Here is a 17,513-nt window from a genome sequence, read left to right as displayed (position 1 = left end):
ATGGCTGAAGTACAGTCCGACAAATACGGTGTTTCCGTGACACTGGAAAGCCTGCAGGACGGGCAGCGAAATGTTGTAAAAGCAGCCGGAGAAGTTACTGCCAGAGGGCCGCAGCTATATATCCGTTATGAAGAATCCAGTCAGGGCCCGCAGGGCGAGGCTGTCTCCGTCCGCACCACCATAAAGATTTCAGACAGCGAGCTGAAGCTGATCCGTCACGGCGGAATCCAGTCCGAGCAGTCTTTTGCGCCGGGGCGCCGCCTGCCGGGATTCTACCGCTCCCCTTACACACAGTTCAATCTCTCTACAGAAACACGGAAGCTGGATATGGTCCGGAACGGGCGGTCGCTGACGGTTTCATGGGAATATGACCTGTACGTTTACGAGGAGTTATCAGGACAGTTCGCGATCAGTTTGCATATACAGGAGGAACCACAATCATGACACAAAGTTCAAATCCGCTTCAGCTTGCCAATGAACGGGTGAAAGAAGCCATCGCCGATGCAGTTGTTGCCGCAGGCCTGGTGACCAGAGAAGAGCTTCCCGCTATCGTGCTGGAAGTGCCGAAGGACAAAGCGCATGGCGATCTGGCAACCAACGCCGCGATGCAGCTTACCAAGATTGCAAAGCGTAATCCGCGCCAGATCGCCGAGGCGATCATTGAGCACCTGGATACGGGCCGTGCTTCTATTGAAAAAGCAGAAATTGCCGGACCCGGCTTCATCAACTTTACTTTGTCCAAGAGCTACCTTTATCCGGTAATCGCTCTTGCCCACGAGCAGGGTGACAACTACGGCCGCATAGATGTTGGCCAAGGGCAAAAGGTTGAAGTGGAATTCGTCAGCGCGAATCCTACCGGCAGCCTGCACCTGGGGCATGCCCGCGGCGCTGCTGTCGGCGACGCACTCTGCAACGTGCTGGATTATGCCGGCTACAAAGTAACCCGTGAGTATTATATCAACGACGCCGGCAACCAGGTGGCCAATCTGTGCAAGTCGATTGAGACCCGCTACCTGCAGGAGCTGGGCCAGCCGGCCGAAATGCCGGAGGACGGCTACCATGGCGAAGACATCAAGGGATTCGCTAAAGAGCTTGTGGCTGAGAAGGGGGATTCTCTGCTTGCGTTGACTCCGGGGGACCGTGCCGCTTTCTTCCGCACTTACGGTCTGACCAAGGAGCTGGACAAAATCAAACGCGACCTCGGCCGCTTCCGTGTCAACTTCGACATCTGGTTCAGCGAAACCTCGCTGTATGAGAATGGACAGGTGCTGCGCTCACTAGATGAGCTGCGCGACCGCGGAGAGGTATACGAGCTGGACGGGGCAACCTGGCTGCAGACGACCAAATATGGCGACGACAAGGACCGCGTACTGATCAAGAACGACGGAACCTATACCTATCTCACGCCTGATATTGCTTACCACAGCGATAAATATAGCCGCGGCTACGATAAAATGATCAATATCTGGGGCGCTGACCACCACGGCTACATTCCGCGGATGAAGGCCGCGATGTCGGCCCTTGGCAACGATTCGGAGAAGCTTGTGGTGCTGATTGCCCAAATGGTCAGTCTGTTCCAGAACGGCGAAAAGGTCAAAATGTCGAAACGTACCGGCAAAGCGGTTACGATGGAAGACTTGATGGAAGAAGTCGGCCTCGACGCGATCCGTTATTTCTTCACGATGCGCAGCATGGATTCGCATCTGGACTTCGATATGGACCTGGCAATTTCCACGTCCAATGAAAATCCTGTATTCTACGTTCAATACGCGCATGCGCGGATCTGCAGCATTTTCCGCCAGGCGGAAGAGCAGGGCATCACATTGCCGGATTACACCGATATCGATTATACGAAGCTGACGGCAGCTCATGAATATGACCTGCTCCGCAAAATCGGCGAATTACCGGCGGAGATTGCCATTGCTGCCGAAGGCTATGCGCCGCACCGCCTGATCCGCTATGTCTACGATCTGGCTGCGCTGTTCCACAGCTATTACAAAGCCGAGCGCGTGATCACCGAGGATGCCGCACAGACCGTGGCCCGTCTCGCCCTGCTGGGCGCTGCGCGCACGACGATTGCCAACGTGCTGCGCCTTGTCGGTGTCACTGCACCTGACCGCATGTAGCTGCAGCTTGCGCCAGCAACTTAAAAGCTCCGCCTTCCGGTGAAAGGAAGGCGGAGCTTTTGGCGTGAGGCAGTACCGGTGCCGCCGGGTCCTGCCTTGAATAACGCCGGGCCGGGGACCGCCCGCAATCTGGGCGGCCCCCGGTCCGGGCTGGTTGCAGGCCCCCGTGCCGAGGGGCCTGCTGCTGCGCGCCGCCGCAGAGCGCCCGGCGGCAGCTGCCGCCCGTTGCCTACGCCTTCGCGGCGGCGGCAACGGGCTTCGCCCGTGCGCCCGCCCGCAGCAGGCGCAGGGCATCGGCCGCGCCGCCGCCCAGGGAAGCGCGGCGCTGGCCCTTGCGCAGCCGCACCGGCGAAGCCGTGCGGCGCAGCAGCAGCTTCAGCTCGCGCGGCGTAAGCGACGGCCGCAGTGCGAGCAGCAGTGCAGCGGCACCGGTGACATGTGAGGTCGCCATGGAGGTGCCGCTCATCTCTTTGTAGCCCTCCCTCAGCCAGCAGGAGGGCACGCTTTCGCCTGGTCCGTACACATCGATGTACGGACCGCGGTTGCTGAAGGCCGCTACGCGGTGCCTTCTGTCCAGAGCGCCGACGGCGATCGTCTCGGGGTAACGGGCGGGATAATCCCCGCCCCGTTTGCCGTCATTGCCGGAGGAAGCGATGATGGCGATCCCGGCCCGATAGGCCTTGATCACCACATCATGAAGTGCTTTACTTCTTGTTTTCATCCCGAAGCTCATATTGATAATGTCGATCTTGTTCTGTACACACCAGTCGATCCCGAGGACAATATCTGACACATAGGCGGAGCCGCTGTGGTCAAAGGCTTTGACCGGATACACCAGTGCCCGCGGGGCTACGCCCATCATTCCGCGAGTGCCGCCCGCTGCGGCCAGTGTACCGGCAATATGAGTGCCATGCCCGTTATCATCGAGCGGCAGCATGCCTCGGTGCAGCAGATTCACGCCGGAGGCCAGGGAATGCTTCAAATCGGGATGGCGGTAATCGGCTCCCGTGTCAATGACGCCTATTTTCACATGCACTCCGGTTGATTTGGACCAGGCCTGGGGAGCATGTATCGCCTTCACCCCCCATGGCATGACGGCGGTTCCGCTCTTGTCCGGGGTCACGGAGTGGACCTGTATCCGCAGGTCATCTTCAATGCGCAGCAAATCGGAGAATTTATCCATCAGTCTTTCTGCACCCGCAGCAGGCAGAAAGAAGGCCCGAATCAGCGGGGAAACCTGGACCTGCCGCAGCCCGGGCCGCTTTTTCTTCAGCGCCTTCCACTGTGACAGCGCTCCGGCATACTGGCGGGCATCGTTGAAGGTAACAATACGCCGCTCAGTAGTATTTTTGGGGGCAGCCGATATCTCATCAAGCAGCATCTGCCAAAATCCGTAATAGTCCATAAGTTATACGCCGTCCCCTCCTCGGTGCCGTGCTGCCATATTGTATGAAAGAAGGCGTACGTCCGAATGGGAACTTGCCCTTTTTTAGCGAAATGGGCTGCCCATCGTGTCAAAAGGCGGCGCTTCACATAAAATAAACGGAAGAGATCTAAACCTCTCTTTGCAACATCCCGTAAGGAGCCGATCCTTGGCGTGGATACAGTCATGCGCGGAGGAATTTCCTCCGCCTTTTTTAGCAAATTAGAAGTATAAGCTTGGCGCTATACTATCTTCATATTCTGTTGTACTTAACACAATTTCCTGGCGTTGGGACAGCCGGGTACATATGATCAGATCGAACTGCTTCGTACGTGCCCGTGCAAGCAGTGACTGAGACATCCGAAAGCGCTTCAATCCTTCAGGGACGCCAGAAACAATTCTCCATACCAGGACCGCAAAGCGAATCTTCCGGCCTCTCACCGCAATTGACTTGCAATTTGCTGGCAAATAGGTTTTACTTAGGTTTGTTAATGGATATGATAAATTAAGCATGATTTGTAATGTGAACAATGCGTGAGAGGAAGTGTCCTTTAGTGAGTACGCCACTCAATTTAAAGCTGGACCCTGAGAAAGTTAAAGAAATACCGATGGTGGACCTGGCTTTCCTGGTGCTTAAAGCAGCCAACACACCTTTTTATTACCGTGACCTGATGGTTGAAGTAGCCAAGCTGCGCGGTATGACCGAGCAAGAAAGCCAAGATACTATTGCCCAGTTATATACCGAGATTAACATTGACGGGCGTTTTGCCTGTGTCGGAACCAACCTGTGGGGGCTGAAACGCTGGTACCCTCTGGAACGCTCCGATGATCCTGTCGGCAATACCAAACGCGTTCGTATCATCAACGATGAAGACGACGATTTGGAAGATGATGATTTTGCCGAAGAAGAAGAGAACTATGCTGCTGAGGAAGAGGACTTCGACGTTATCGACGAAGATCGCGACGACCTCTATTCAGACGACGACAGCGAAGAAGAAGTTGACGAGGATGTTGTCATTGATGAAGATGACATTGACGAAGACGAAGTGGATGAAGATGACTCCGAAGACGGCGAAGGCGAAGATGCCGACGAGGACGAGAAGGACGAATTTTAGAATAGTGCACTAGGGCAGAATTCCTCCCTTGACATGGGTAGGACCGTCAGAGTAAACTATTGCATGGGCTTATAATGAACGTTAATATTATTTTCTAAAATAAAAAGTGCCCCGGCTCTACGGGTGTCACTTTTTTGTTTTTTTAGATGGTTTTTCCGTGATTGGATGAACACATCCCTGGTTTTTTGGGATGGCAGAAGTAACTTTTAAGTTCCCCGTTTTGATGATGGAAAAAAGGGTTACGATAAACAAATGCGTCGCCTGAATTTCTGGACTTTATTTAGGAGGGTTTTACAGTGACAAAGTATATTTTTGTAACGGGTGGCGTTGTGTCTTCCCTGGGCAAGGGCATCACCGCTGCTTCGCTGGGCAGGCTGCTCAAGAACAGAGGTCTGAAGGTGACGATCCAGAAATTTGATCCTTATATCAATGTAGACCCTGGAACTATGAGTCCTTATCAGCACGGGGAAGTATTTGTCACCGATGATGGTGCGGAAACTGACCTCGATCTTGGACACTATGAACGGTTTATTGATATCAATCTGTCTAAGAACAGCAATGTGACGACAGGTAAAATTTATTCCTCCGTAATCAGCAAAGAACGGCGCGGGGAATATTTGGGCGGCACGGTTCAGGTTATTCCTCACATCACGAATGAAATCAAGGAACGGGTATACCGCGCCGGCCGCGAGACTGGCTCTGATGTAGTTATTACTGAGATCGGCGGTACTGTGGGTGACATTGAGAGCCTTCCGTTCCTGGAAGCTATCCGTCAGATTAAGGGTGATATTGGCCGGGAAAATGTAATGTATATCCACGTAACCTTGATTCCTTATATTAAGGCTGCGGGTGAAGTAAAGACAAAGCCGACACAACATAGTGTCAAGGAGCTGCGCAGCATTGGGATTCAGCCGAATGTGATCGTGTGCCGTACGGAATATCAGCTTTCTGATGACATGAAAGCCAAAATCGCCTTGTTCTGTGACATCGACGCCAATGCAGTAGTTGAGTGCCGTGATGCTTCCACACTGTATGAGGTTCCGCTTAACCTGCGCGATGAAGGTCTGGATGAGATTGTGGTTAATCATTTGAAGCTGACTACACCTGCGCCGGATATGCGTGAATGGGAAAGCATGCTGGAGCGGATCCAGAAGCTGGAACACACCGTGGAGATCGCTATTGTCGGCAAGTACGTTGCTTTGCATGATGCATATCTGAGTGTGGTGGAGTCGCTTTCGCATGCAGGTTTCGCAGCCAATGCGGAAGTGAAGCTCCGCTGGGTGGACGCCGAGATGGTGACCGACGAGAATGTGGACGAACTGCTTGGCGGAGTAGGCGGCATTCTGGTGCCAGGCGGCTTCGGCGACCGGGGGATTGAAGGTAAAATCTCCGCAATCCGTTATGCCCGTAAGCAGTTGATCCCGTTCTTCGGGATTTGCCTGGGAATGCAGGTTTCCGTTATCGAATACGGCCGTTCCGTGTTGGGACTGGCAGGGGCGAACAGTTCGGAGATTGATCCGACTACATCGCATCCGCTGATTGATCTGCTCCCTGAGCAGAAGGATATCGAAGATATGGGCGGCACCATGCGTCTTGGACTGTATCCTTGCAAGCTTTTGCCGGATTCACTGGCTATGTCCTGCTATGATGATGAATTGGTCTATGAACGCCACCGTCACCGGTATGAGTTCAATAACGCCTACCGCGACGAAATTGAAAAAGCGGGTCTTGTGATCTCCGGGACTTCACCTGATGGACGTCTGGTGGAAATTGTGGAGCTTCCGGGTCATCCTTGGTTCCTGTCGGTACAATTCCATCCGGAATTCACTTCCCGTCCGAACCGTCCGCAGCCGCTCTTCCGTGAATTTGTCAAAGCTTCACTGACTCATTCCGAACAGCTGTAATTCATATGTCAAACCGGCCCTCACGGGTCTTTGAAAGCCTCCATCTGGAGGCTTTCTTCAAAATATGGGGCAGTACAGGTTGTGCGCTATACCTTTTCCTTCATCTCTACAGAAACGGATGTCGTCCTTCGTTAAGGACGGCAAAGCCGTTTTTTTTGGTTATAAGGGTTTGTATACCTTTAATGGTGTTGAGAAATTTAATTTTTATAGTTTTGAATTTACCATTCCCGGGTAGTCAGTATTAACCATTATATGGATTGTATTTACCCATTTTATCCAATTAGCAGGATTTTGGCTATAAAGCACGAATTATAGGTTTCGTATAGACTAAGTTGTAGTGGGCCGTTAGCTGTGCGGAGCGCGGTATAGTCAATCTGCCTTAAATCTGGGAGGGTATGATATGGAAAAGAAGAAAGTTTTAATTGTCGACGATCAGAACGGAATCCGGATTCTTCTCATGGAAGTCTTTAATAGCGAAGGGTATACCACTTTTCAAGCAGCTAACGGAAAATTGGCACTGGACATTGTTCGTAGTGAATCCCCAGACTTGGTTCTGCTTGATATGAAGATTCCGGGAATGGACGGACTCGAAATCCTGAAGCATTTGAAGGAGATCAATCCGGCCATAAAGGTGATTATGATGACTGCCTACGGAGAGCTGGATATGATTAAGGAAGCGACAAAACTCGGAGCACTGATGCACTTTACCAAACCTTTTGACATTGATGAGATGCGGGTAGCCGTGAACATGCATCTTAACAGCAAGTCGATAGACCAGTGCAGCTAGTGTTGGAATAGGCGGTTTGGGATGCTCCTGAAATGGACAGTCTAAAGAGGATGAGTTCCGCTAAGGATATGGGCTGGATGAATATCGTCCCACCGGGACATTTTTTTGTGTGCCCTATTTAGTATTTAACACAGGATGTGCTATAATAAGCCTGTATGTGATGTCGGCTTATATATAAGCAACCAACATTCTTAGGAGGATTGAAACCATGCCATTAGTATCTATGACAGACATGTTAAACAAAGCACTTGAAGGAAAATATGCAGTAGGCCAGTTCAACATCAACAACCTGGAGTGGACTCAAGCGATTCTTGGTGCCGCAGAAGAAGAGAAATCACCGGTTATCCTTGGTGTATCCGAAGGCGCAGCTCGTCACATGGGCGGATTCTACACTGTTGTAAAGATGGTTGAAGGTCTTGTTCATGACATGAAAATCACCGTTCCTGTAGCGATTCACCTGGATCACGGTTCTAGCTTTGACAAATGTAAAGAAGCCATTGATGCCGGATTTACTTCCGTAATGATCGACGGTTCCCACCACCCAATCAGCGAAAACATTGAAATGACTAAAAAAGTCGTTGACTATGCACACGCTAAAGGTGTTTCTGTAGAAGCCGAAGTAGGTACAGTTGGCGGACAAGAAGATGACGTTATTGGCGGCATTCAATATGCTGACCTGAACGAATGCGTAAGCATCGTTAAAGAAACCGGCATCGACACTTTGGCTCCGGCACTTGGTTCTGTACACGGTCCTTACCATGGCGAGCCTAACCTCGGATTCAAAGAAATGGAAGAAATCCGCAATGCGGTTAAACTTCCACTGGTTCTGCACGGTGGTACAGGTATCCCTGAGCACGATATCAAGAAATCGATCTCCCTGGGTACTTCCAAAATCAACGTAAACACTGAGAACCAAATCGCATTTGCTAAAGTAGTTCGCGAAGTTCTTGCTGCTAAACCTGATGCTTACGATCCACGTACATTTATCGCACCAGGCCGCGATGCCATCAAACAAACCGTTATTGGCAAAATCCGCGAGTTCGGATCCAGCAACAAAGCGTAATTTATTTCAGCCCTTAACGGACGAGCTACCCTTGTTTAGAGTGCTCTTTCCTTTGTGCATCTGCACAGATTAATATCTTTATGCACCGGGACAGGTTATTTAACGCTGTCCAGTTGAATAGTTTGATATGGAAAGCACACCGCTTAGCCGGTGTCTTTCCATTTTATTCACCAAAAATGCCACAGCAGGTATTGCCGGATAAGTTGCAATACACGTAGGGGGAACCAGATAAATCTATGGAAAAATTAATGATTGGCGGTGGACGTCCGCTAGAGGGCGTTGTAACCATCAGCGGAGCGAAGAATAGCGCAATTGCGCTTATTCCTGCGGCGATTTTAGCCGAATCTGAAGTTGTTCTGGATAATTTGCCCTCCCTTAGTGATGTGGCTGTTTACTCTGAAATTCTGGAAGAGCTTGGTGCGACTGTGTCGTGGTCAGGCAACCAGATGAGAATTGATCCCTCCCGTATCGTCTCCATTCCAATGCCTAATGGCCCCGTCAAGAAATTGCGGGCTTCATATTATATGATGGGAGCACTTCTTGGAAGATTCAAAGAAGCGACAATTGGTCTTCCCGGCGGCTGTAATTTTGAACCCCGCCCCATTGACCAGCACATTAAAGGTTTTGAGGCGCTGGGAGCGACCGTAACCAATGATCATGGTTCGATTCATCTTTATGCCAAGGAACTGCGCGGTGCGAAAATTTATCTGGATGTGTCCAGCGTTGGTGCGACCATTAACATTATGCTTGCGGCTTCACGGGCCAAAGGCTCTACAATTATTGAAAATGCGGCTAAAGAGCCTGAGATTATAGATGTAGCTACCCTATTAAACTCTATGGGCGCAGTTATTAAAGGCGCCGGTACCGAAACCATCCGGATCGAAGGCGTTACGGAAATGCATGGCTGCCGTCATTCCATCATTCCCGACCGGATTCAAGCTGGGACATATATGATTGCTGCTGCAGCGACGCGCGGCAACGTGTTAATAGATAACGTTATCCCCAAACATTTGGAGGCATTAACCGCCAAACTGCTGGAGATGGGCGTAGAAATTGAAGAACTGGACGAAAGCATTCGTGTTATCGGCAGAGCCCAATATGAGCATGTCGATGTTAAGGCTTTGGTATACCCCGGTTTTGCCACCGATCTTCAATCCCCGATGACAAGTATATTGACCCAGGCTGAGGGAGTTAGCGTCCTTAGCGATTTTGTCTACAGCAACCGGTTTAAGCATGTACCGGAACTCGTGCGGATGGGCGCAAAGATCCGCGTAGAAGGGCGATCCGCCATTATTGAAGGCGGCAGGCTTAACGCTGCTAAAGTAAAGGCTGCCGATTTGCGCGCGGGTGCGGCGCTGGTCATTGCCGGACTGACTGTTCAGGAAGGCATTACCGAGGTGACGGGTGTGGAATATATTGACCGCGGATATGATAATCTTGTTAGCAATCTCCGTAATTTGGGTGCCGAGGTCTGGCGCGAGAACGAATAGAAATTGAGGTTGCCTGAGGAATTGGGAGGAGTAATATTTGCCTCTTAACTGCATATCTCCTTCCAATTTGGGTAATCCTATCCTAATGAGCAATTTAATAGACTCATATTTTGCCCGAACTCATACAAAAATTGAATAGGTGGTTATTACATGGATCTTCAAATTTCCGATCTGGAAGAAATGAAGCTGACCGATCTGTATAAGCTGGCTAAGAAATACCAGATTCCCTACTACGGAACGCTCAAGAAACGGGAACTGATCTTTGCGATTCTTCGTGCACAGGCGGAGCAAAGCGGGCTCATGTTCATGGAAGGCGTACTGGAAATTTTGCCTGAAGGTTATGGTTTCCTGAGGCCGATTAACTATTTGCCCAGCGCGGAGGATATTTATATCTCGGCTTCGCAAATTCGCAAATTTGATTTAAGAAGCGGCGATCTTGTTTCCGGGAAATGCCGCACACCGAAAGAAAATGAACGTTATTTTGGATTGCTTCAAGTAAATGCCGTGAATGGCGAGAATCCTGCCAGTGCAGCGGAGCGCTTGCATTTCCCGGCGCTGACACCTCTTTATCCGCAAGACAAGCTGCCGCTCGAAACATCCCCTACTCATTTATCTACCCGAATAATGGATTTACTTGCTCCTGTAGGTTTGGGGCAGCGCGGTTTGATTGTAGCACCTCCCAAGGCAGGAAAAACGCTCCTTCTGAAAGAAATAGCCAACAGTATCTCCACTAATAATCCCGAGATTGAACTGTTTGTATTGCTGATTGATGAACGTCCAGAAGAAGTAACTGATATGCAGCGCTCTGTAAAAGGCGAAGTGGTTGCATCCACATTTGATGAGCTTCCGGAGAATCATATTAAGGTAGCTGAGCTTGTCCTGCAGCGGGCACTGCGTTTGGTTGAGCATAAAAAGGATGTTGTTATTCTGCTGGATAGCATTACCCGGTTGGCGCGCGCCTATAACCTTGTGGTTCCTCCTTCTGGCCGGACACTTAGCGGGGGGATAGATCCTGCGGCGTTCCACCGTCCGAAGCGTTTCTTTGGCTCTGCGCGGAATGTAGAAGAAGGCGGAAGCCTGACGATCCTTGCAACAGCGCTGATTGATACCGGATCGCGTATGGATGATATCATTTATGAAGAATTTAAAGGTACGGGCAACATGGAGCTGCATTTGGACCGCAAGCTGGCGGAACGCCGCATCTTCCCGGCAATCGACATCCGCCGTTCAGGCACACGCCGCGAAGAGGTGCTGCTGAGCAAGGAAGAACTCGATACCATTTGGGCGATTCGCAAAAATATGAACGAGTCGTACGATTTTGTAGAGGGATTCATCAAAAAGCTGCGTGACACCAAGACCAATGCCGAATTCCTGGCGTCTTTTGATGTGGCCGGAGGCAAAGAGGGTTCATCGGCAAGCGGTACAGCCAGCAATGGCGGGACTTCCAATAGCGGCTCGTCGGCGCGCCGGACAACACGGCCCAAGACACCTACTGTTCCTACAACCTGAGAATTGATATAAGAGGAGACTAACATGTATTTGGTATATGCCGACGGGCAAGGAAACGTATATGATCATCCCGAGCTGTACGGGCTTGCCCGCAGCGGAGATATGATTGTTGAGATGCTGGAGGAAGAATTGATTCCGCTGCCGGAAGGCGCGACACTGGTAGGACTGCCTAATACGCGGGCAGTGGGCATGAACCCCGAGACAGGGGAAATGCTGCCGTTGCCGGAAGGTTTGCAGGCTGTAGGTGCACTGTTGCCGCAGGGTTTTACAAGGCTCTGTCTTCCTGGTTATGTCAAGACAGACAAGTCATATAAGCTTCCGCTGTTCGGATATTCCGCTGTAGTGTGGAAGGATGGCGGCTTCTATGTAGCTGCTGATCTTACGGATGATCCCGAACAATGGAACCCTTTGAATTGTGACCGGGAGAATGTGGAAGCCGGAGTCGGTGATTTGACCGCCAAGTATCCGGAGAACCGTCTATATGATCATCTTTCCAACTGCGCGCTGGGCTATGAATGCCTGACTTCCTCAAATACCTTTTTAGGTCGTTGGGAAGGTGCAGTTCCGGTCTCCTATTCTTGCAATGCCGGGTGCTTTGGCTGTATTTCCGAACAGCCTGATGACAGCGGGTTTGTATCGCCGCAGACCCGTATGAACTTCCGGCCTACGGTGGATGAAATTTCTCAAGTCATGCTGGAGCATCTGAAGACGCCCCAGTCCATCATCAGCTTCGGTCAGGGGTGTGAAGGCGAGCCTTCCACACAGGCCAAATTAATCATTGAGTCTATTCGTGAAGTGCGTTCGGTTACCGATATGGGCTACATCAATATCAACACCAACGCCGGGCTGAGCGACCATATCCGCGGGATTGTTGACGCAGGGCTTGATTTGATGCGGGTGAGTACGATCAGTGCCTTGGATGACCATTACAACGCTTACTACAAGCCTCGCGGCTACACTTTGGCGAATGTGGAGAAGTCGCTGAAATACGCTGCGGCCCAGGGTGTATATACGTCTATCAATTATCTGATTTTCCCCGGGGTCACGGATCGCGAGGAAGAAATTGAGGCCATGGTGGAGTTTGTAAGACGAACGGATCTGAAACTCATTCAGATGCGTAATCTGAACATTGATCCCGAGAGCTATTTAGAACTCATTCCTCCGGCGCAAGGCGAAATTCTGGGTATGAAGACCATGCTTGAGATTTTCCGCGAGGAACTTCCGGGTGTGGTTATAGGCTCCTTCACTCATGTCCCTCCAGCGGATTTGGCCCGTGCCAAACAGCGCAGAGTCCATATGTAGCACGGAAATATGGGCTTTAAATATATTGCAGACTTCTACCTTTCATGCTAAAATACCGTTGTATGTTTAATAACTCTGGGTCCGCATGAGTCCTAGGGCATGAGAGGTGAAATTGAAATGCAACAAGCAATCCAACCAAAGTACAACCTTACTAAGGTAACCTGCGCATGTGGCAACACATTCGAATCCGGTTCTGTTAAACAAGAGCTGCGCGTCGAAATTTGCTCTAACTGCCATCCGTTCTTCACTGGCAAGCAGAAATTCCTTGATGCCGGTGGTCGCGTTGATAAATTCAAGAAGAAATACGGCATCTAATCAGCCTTGCCTTTCAGTGGCATAAGATTGGACTGCCCCTTGGCTTTTTAGCCAGGGGGTTTTTATATACTAGAGGAAAATAATGCCATTACCGCTTGTCGGGTTGATTTTTACCAGGCGGTGAGCTATACTTATCTTCGCCGTGCTAGACGGGGAGGTAGCGGTGCCCTGTAACTCGCAATCCGCTGTAGCGAGGTTGAATTCCTGTTAGAGGTGCTGTCGATGTGAGGCCTTGGTCCCTATGGACTGTGTTGACGGTTGGGTCCTCCGCAATGAGTGCTTGTGAACCTGGTCAGGTCCGGAAGGAAGCAGCCATAAGCAAGTTTACTCTTGTGCCGGAGGGTGGCCTAGCCCGAGCAGTCTTGTAGGGTTGCCGCTTGGATCGCAGCCATCAATAACAGGTGCACGGTTTTATATTATAAACATATCGTTAATGATAGCGTCTTTGCCACAAGCAAAGATGCTTTTTGTTTTTGGTCAAAGTCTGGGGAATATAGTATAATAAATTAGCGACAAATGCCGGAAAGCGGCAGCCTAAGAAAGGGTAATGCATAGTGGAACATATCGCGCTGTACCGTGCTTGGCGGCCGCAGTCGTTTCAAGACATGGTAGGACAACAGCACATTATCCAGACGCTGCAGAATGCGATTCGTGAACAGCGGGTTTCGCATGCCTACCTGTTCAGCGGCCCGCGGGGAACCGGCAAGACGAGTGCTGCCAAAGTGCTCGCCAAAGCGGTCAATTGCGAGCGCGGTCCGGGTCCGGAGCCATGCAATGAATGTCCATCCTGTGTACGGATTTCTGCTGGCAACGTAATGGATGTGCAGGAAATTGATGCGGCCTCCAACCGGGGTGTTGAAGAGATTCGCGATCTGCGGGATAAGGTGAAATATGCGCCTACCGAAGTACGCCGTAAAGTGTATATTATTGATGAAGTGCATATGCTGACAACAGAAGCGTTCAACGCTCTGCTAAAGACGCTGGAGGAGCCGCCGCCCCATGTCATGTTCATTTTGGCGACGACAGAACCTCATAAATTGCCGGCAACGATTATTTCCCGCTGCCAGCGTTTTGACTTTCGAAGAGTATCGCTCGAAGAGCAGACTGGCCGGCTGACTGAAATCTGTGAGAAGGAAGGCATTACTGCAGATGTAGATGCATTGCAGTACATTGCCCGTCTTTCCGATGGGGGGATGCGCGATGCTCTCAGCATACTGGACCAGATTTCTTCCTTTACAGACGGAAATGTGACTTACCAGCAAGTGCTGGGGATGACGGGCGGAATTCCTTCTGAGCAGTTTGCCCGCCTTGCAACAGCCATTCTGGAAGGTGATATGGGTCTGCTTCTGGAACTTGTCGAGCAGCTTATGCACGAAGGCAAAAGCGCCGACAAATGTCTGGAGAACCTGCTGTATTATTTCCGTGATCTGCTGATGATCAAGATGGTGCCGGGCGCGGATCAGCTAACAGACCGGGTTCTCAATCCGGCTGAATTCCGCGATATGGCAGCAGCGTTCTCCCGGGAGCGGCTGTTTGAAATTGTCGAGACCCTGAACCGCTATCTGGGAGAAATGAAATATGCCACTCATCCGCAGACTTTGTTTGAAGTGGCGCTGATGAAGTTATGCAGCCTGCAGCAGGGCGGAGGGGCTCCGATTCTGGCGGCTGCCCCTGGCTCAGCGACCTCCCTGCAGCCTTCAGGGGGCAGCTCCTCCGTGGATTCGGGGGAACTGGAGCTTCTCAAGCGTCAGATTGCCGCATTGGAGAAGAAGCTCGAGCAGGCTATGCAGTCCGGGGGGATATCCGGTAACGGCTCAAGAGATCAGGCTTCCGCCCAGAAGCCAGCCCAAAGCTCGGCTCCACGAATCTCCTCACCCTCCAAGCTGCCTCCGCAGCTGGATAAATTCATCGCCAGTAAAGACAGTGCTGATTTCGCTTCGGTGTTTAAACAATGGAGTGTCGTCTTGCAAGGGGTGAAGGAGGAGAAGGTAACCGTGCATGCCTGGTTTGTTGACGGTGAACCTGTGTCTGTAATGGAAGATGCGGTGCTTGTGGCCTTTAAGAACACAATTCACCGGGATACCACAGAGAAACCGGCTAACAGACAGGTGATTGAGAATGTGTTAGCTGCACGGCTGGGTAAACCCTACCGTCTGGTCACGATACTTCTGCGCGACTGGAATGAAGCGGCGCAGAAGTCTGCTGCACAACCGGGCAAGGAGGAGCTTCGTCTCGAGCATGAGCATGAAACTGCGGAGACAAAGACTGAACCATGGATTGACGAGGCCATCCAGCTCTTTGGAGAAGACCTTGTTGTCATAAAAGAGTAGCATTTAAGCCTATGAGCGCAATAAGCGCATTCCAAAGGAGAGACGACTTATGAATAATATGAACCAAATGATGAAACAGGTTAAAAAAATGCAGGAGCAAATGCTCAAAGCCCAAGAAGAGCTGGGAAGCAAGACGATCGAAGGTTCTTCCGGCGGCGGCGTGGTTACCGTTCAAGTGAATGGCCATAAGAAGCTGCTGTCCATGCAAATCAAACCTGAGGCTGTTGATCCGGAAGATATCGAAATGCTGCAGGATCTTGTCATCACAGCTGTAAACGACGCCCTTACCCAGGCTGAAGAGCTGGCTAACAACGATATGGGTAAATTCACCGGCGGAATGAAGATCCCTGGCTTATTCTAGGCCTACTCCACTCCAGACCAAAGGAGAACCATCAATTTGTATTATCCAGAACCGCTAGCCAAGCTGATCGAAGCTTTTACACGTTTGCCCGGGATCGGCCCGAAGACAGCAGCCCGGCTGGCTTTTCATGTACTCAACATGAAAGAGGATGAAGTTATTGATTTTGCCAAAGCGCTTGTCAGTGTCAAACGCAATCTTCATTACTGCTCGGTCTGCTGCAACATTACGGACACCGATCCATGCCGTATATGTCAGGACAAAACCCGAGATACCTCAGTGATCTGTGTGGTACAAGACTCCAAGGATCTTGTAGCCATAGAGAGAACCAAGGAGTTCGACGGCTACTATCATGTGCTTCAGGGTGCAATTTCACCGATGGAGGGCATAGGTCCTGACGATATAAGACTCAAGGAACTGTTGACCCGTCTGAGCGACGAGAGAGTGAAAGAGCTTATTATGGCCACTAACCCCAATATTGAGGGTGAAGCTACGGCCATGTATATCTCCCGTCTGGTCCGTCCGTTCGATATTAAAATCACCAGAATAGCCCATGGCTTGCCCGTGGGGGGCGATTTGGAGTATGCGGACGAGGTTACCTTATCCAAAGCTTTGGAAGGCCGTCGTGAGCTCTAAGCAGTTCTGACATCATAATCAGCAAAGGAAGCCCGTGAGGGCTTCTTTTTTGTTTACGAGGGCGCATACGTCCTTTTAACGATACATTACATACAAGATAAGCTATGAACCGCCATCTTACCTTGTGGGACTTTTTTAGTTCTAAGTTTGTCCCCATCTTTATATGAATGAGAATATGCAAAACGCGGAAGCTGCGTTATCAAAGCATAGAATTATTCTTGAGGGGGAATCGCAAATGGGTTGGTGGGGCTCCAGAAAGCAGCGAAACGATGCAAAAGATGTTCAAGTGTCAGACTTGGATGAGCACTGGAATGTATTCCTCGACGTGTGCAAAGCACAAGCGGAGTGGCAAAGAGCTTATTTGATGTTTGATGAGGCGCTGGGACAGGATCAAATTGACTACGCGATATATATTCTGGAGGCAGCAGAACGCAAATATCAGATTCATCTTAAGCATGCTAAAAGCTTGGGGCTTAACCGCAGTCTATTATAAGCTTGGACAAGATATGTAAAGGGGGGGCACAATGCTAAGATTGGCTGCAATGGGTGTATTGATATTATCCGGGTTATTATTGATATTAATAGTTTTTCGTAAAAAATTGGGCTGGGCCTGGCTCAGTTTGTTTGGAACTCATCTTATTCTTGCTGCACTGGGTATTTATATAGTGAATTTCTCCGGATTGCTTACGGAAGTTTATCTTCCCTTAAACCCGGCAACCATAGGCGCCGTAACGGTTCTTGGACTTCCGGGAGTCCTGATGCTGCTCGGTTTAAAAATAACTTTGTTTTAATGGTTGACGCATGTTATTAATTTATGATACATTAAGTCTCGGCCCTTTGGACAAGATATCACTTGATAACTTGCCAATAAGGAAAGCGAAAAAAGAAATTAAAAAAACGCTTGACTGAAGCAAGGGTGCTGTGATATATTATAAAGGTCGCTGCTGACAAGCAACGACGACGAAAAAAGAGACATTGATCTTTGAAAACTGAACAACGAGTGAGTGGGAAATCACGTAAGTGAGATCCAAAACTGATGAGTTTCACAGCGTATTTATACGCTTTAGAAATTTCATCGAGAGAATGTAAATTCTCGTCAGATGTTTCAAATTGAGCAATCGCTCTTTCTAAATACCAATTTGGAGAGTTTGATCC

At 50.2% G+C, this 17,513-nt stretch carries 17 protein-coding genes and 1 other RNA gene; 16 read left to right on the top strand and 2 right to left on the bottom strand.

Annotated elements, in window-relative coordinates; all coding sequences use genetic code 11:
- The gene (locus tag AC3WT9_RS33680) at positions 1–444 is read left to right on the top strand and encodes a YwiB family protein (protein ID WP_038584542.1); all 444 of its coding nucleotides are present in this window, start codon (positions 1–3) and stop codon (positions 442–444) included.
- Positions 441–2,126, top strand: coding sequence for an arginine--tRNA ligase (gene argS, locus AC3WT9_RS33675; RefSeq protein ID WP_341089099.1), 1,686 nt, complete (start codon positions 441–443; stop codon positions 2,124–2,126). Before AC3WT9_RS33680 ends, argS begins: the two co-directional genes overlap by 4 nt.
- A 229-nt stretch (positions 2,127–2,355) precedes the next feature.
- Here the strand turns inward: argS and AC3WT9_RS33670 are convergent, their stop codons facing one another.
- A complete protein-coding gene (locus tag AC3WT9_RS33670; protein ID WP_341089100.1) occupies positions 2,356–3,531 on the bottom strand; it encodes a S8 family peptidase in 1,176 nt (391 codons plus the stop codon).
- A 572-nt stretch (positions 3,532–4,103) separates the two neighbouring features.
- On the opposite strand from AC3WT9_RS33670, the gene rpoE reads away from it, so the two are divergent.
- From rpoE to AC3WT9_RS33600, 14 genes are all read left to right on the top strand, one after another.
- A complete protein-coding gene (gene rpoE / locus AC3WT9_RS33665; RefSeq protein ID WP_341089102.1) occupies positions 4,104–4,664 on the top strand; it encodes a DNA-directed RNA polymerase subunit delta in 561 nt (186 codons plus the stop codon).
- 296 nt (positions 4,665–4,960) lie between these two features.
- Complete coding sequence (gene pyrG, locus AC3WT9_RS33660) at positions 4,961–6,568, top strand: CTP synthase (protein WP_341089104.1); 1,608 nt, start codon at positions 4,961–4,963, stop codon at positions 6,566–6,568.
- A gap of 400 nt (positions 6,569–6,968) precedes the next feature.
- The gene (locus tag AC3WT9_RS33655; protein ID WP_038584563.1) at positions 6,969–7,355 is read left to right on the top strand and encodes a response regulator; all 387 of its coding nucleotides are present in this window, start codon (positions 6,969–6,971) and stop codon (positions 7,353–7,355) included.
- 208 nt (positions 7,356–7,563) lie between these two features.
- On the top strand, positions 7,564–8,418 hold the full coding sequence (gene fba, locus AC3WT9_RS33650; protein WP_038584566.1) for a class II fructose-1,6-bisphosphate aldolase: 855 nt from the start codon (positions 7,564–7,566) through the stop codon (positions 8,416–8,418).
- 236 nt (positions 8,419–8,654) lie between these two features.
- A complete protein-coding gene (murA, locus tag AC3WT9_RS33645; RefSeq protein WP_341089106.1) occupies positions 8,655–9,908 on the top strand; it encodes a UDP-N-acetylglucosamine 1-carboxyvinyltransferase in 1,254 nt (417 codons plus the stop codon).
- 150 nt (positions 9,909–10,058) lie between these two features.
- On the top strand, positions 10,059–11,417 hold the full coding sequence (gene rho, locus AC3WT9_RS33640; RefSeq protein WP_341089107.1) for a transcription termination factor Rho: 1,359 nt from the start codon (positions 10,059–10,061) through the stop codon (positions 11,415–11,417).
- 24 nt (positions 11,418–11,441) lie between these two features.
- Complete coding sequence (locus AC3WT9_RS33635) at positions 11,442–12,719, top strand: radical SAM family protein (RefSeq protein WP_341376999.1); 1,278 nt, start codon at positions 11,442–11,444, stop codon at positions 12,717–12,719.
- Between the two features lie 117 nt (positions 12,720–12,836).
- The gene (rpmE, locus tag AC3WT9_RS33630) at positions 12,837–13,034 is read left to right on the top strand and encodes a 50S ribosomal protein L31 (RefSeq protein ID WP_038598301.1); all 198 of its coding nucleotides are present in this window, start codon (positions 12,837–12,839) and stop codon (positions 13,032–13,034) included.
- A 140-nt stretch (positions 13,035–13,174) separates the two neighbouring features.
- An RNA gene (gene ffs / locus AC3WT9_RS33625) (signal recognition particle sRNA large type) lies at positions 13,175–13,443 on the top strand.
- 145 nt (positions 13,444–13,588) lie between these two features.
- Positions 13,589–15,364: a DNA polymerase III subunit gamma/tau gene (dnaX, locus tag AC3WT9_RS33620; RefSeq protein WP_341377000.1), complete on the top strand. Its 1,776-nt coding sequence runs from the start codon at positions 13,589–13,591 to the stop codon at positions 15,362–15,364.
- 49 nt (positions 15,365–15,413) lie between these two features.
- On the top strand, positions 15,414–15,725 hold the full coding sequence (locus AC3WT9_RS33615) for a YbaB/EbfC family nucleoid-associated protein (RefSeq protein ID WP_038584581.1): 312 nt from the start codon (positions 15,414–15,416) through the stop codon (positions 15,723–15,725).
- Between the two features lie 36 nt (positions 15,726–15,761).
- Complete coding sequence (gene recR, locus AC3WT9_RS33610; protein WP_038584584.1) at positions 15,762–16,358, top strand: recombination mediator RecR; 597 nt, start codon at positions 15,762–15,764, stop codon at positions 16,356–16,358.
- Between the two features lie 235 nt (positions 16,359–16,593).
- Positions 16,594–16,851 carry a hypothetical protein gene (locus AC3WT9_RS33605; RefSeq protein ID WP_492408869.1) on the top strand — a complete coding sequence of 86 codons (258 nt, stop codon included), beginning with the start codon at positions 16,594–16,596 and terminating at the stop codon, positions 16,849–16,851.
- A gap of 31 nt (positions 16,852–16,882) precedes the next feature.
- Positions 16,883–17,149, top strand: a complete 267-nt coding sequence (locus AC3WT9_RS33600; RefSeq protein WP_341089113.1) for a pro-sigmaK processing inhibitor BofA family protein — start codon at positions 16,883–16,885, stop codon at positions 17,147–17,149.
- 58 nt (positions 17,150–17,207) lie between these two features.
- Here AC3WT9_RS33600 and AC3WT9_RS33595 read toward each other — a convergent pair.
- Positions 17,208–17,513 (bottom strand): hypothetical protein (locus AC3WT9_RS33595; RefSeq protein ID WP_492408867.1); only part of this gene is annotated, 306 nt, incomplete at its 5' end.

It is taken from the genome of Paenibacillus sp. EB106-06-01-XG199, from assembly GCF_058791575.1.
The sequence above is the reverse complement of the archived record's forward strand: the minus strand, read 5'-3'. Positions and strand labels throughout refer to the sequence as shown.

Bases quoted from the DNA above. Each gene is read 5' to 3' on its own strand.
- AC3WT9_RS33680 (WP_038584542.1), top strand. From the start codon at position 1: ATGGCTGAAGTACAGTCCGACAAATACGGTGTTTCCGTGACACTGGAA.
- argS (WP_341089099.1), top strand. From the start codon at position 441: ATGACACAAAGTTCAAATCCGCTTCAGCTTGCCAATGAACGGGTGAAA.
- AC3WT9_RS33670 (WP_341089100.1), bottom strand. From the start codon at position 3,531: ATGGACTATTACGGATTTTGGCAGATGCTGCTTGATGAGATATCGGCT.
- AC3WT9_RS33655 (WP_038584563.1), top strand. From the start codon at position 6,969: ATGGAAAAGAAGAAAGTTTTAATTGTCGACGATCAGAACGGAATCCGG.
- fba (WP_038584566.1), top strand. From the start codon at position 7,564: ATGCCATTAGTATCTATGACAGACATGTTAAACAAAGCACTTGAAGGA.
- murA (WP_341089106.1), top strand. From the start codon at position 8,655: ATGGAAAAATTAATGATTGGCGGTGGACGTCCGCTAGAGGGCGTTGTA.
- rho (WP_341089107.1), top strand. From the start codon at position 10,059: ATGGATCTTCAAATTTCCGATCTGGAAGAAATGAAGCTGACCGATCTG.
- AC3WT9_RS33635 (WP_341376999.1), top strand. From the start codon at position 11,442: ATGTATTTGGTATATGCCGACGGGCAAGGAAACGTATATGATCATCCC.
- rpmE (WP_038598301.1), top strand. From the start codon at position 12,837: ATGCAACAAGCAATCCAACCAAAGTACAACCTTACTAAGGTAACCTGC.
- AC3WT9_RS33615 (WP_038584581.1), top strand. From the start codon at position 15,414: ATGAATAATATGAACCAAATGATGAAACAGGTTAAAAAAATGCAGGAG.
- AC3WT9_RS33605 (WP_492408869.1), top strand. From the start codon at position 16,594: ATGGGTTGGTGGGGCTCCAGAAAGCAGCGAAACGATGCAAAAGATGTT.
- AC3WT9_RS33600 (WP_341089113.1), top strand. From the start codon at position 16,883: ATGCTAAGATTGGCTGCAATGGGTGTATTGATATTATCCGGGTTATTA.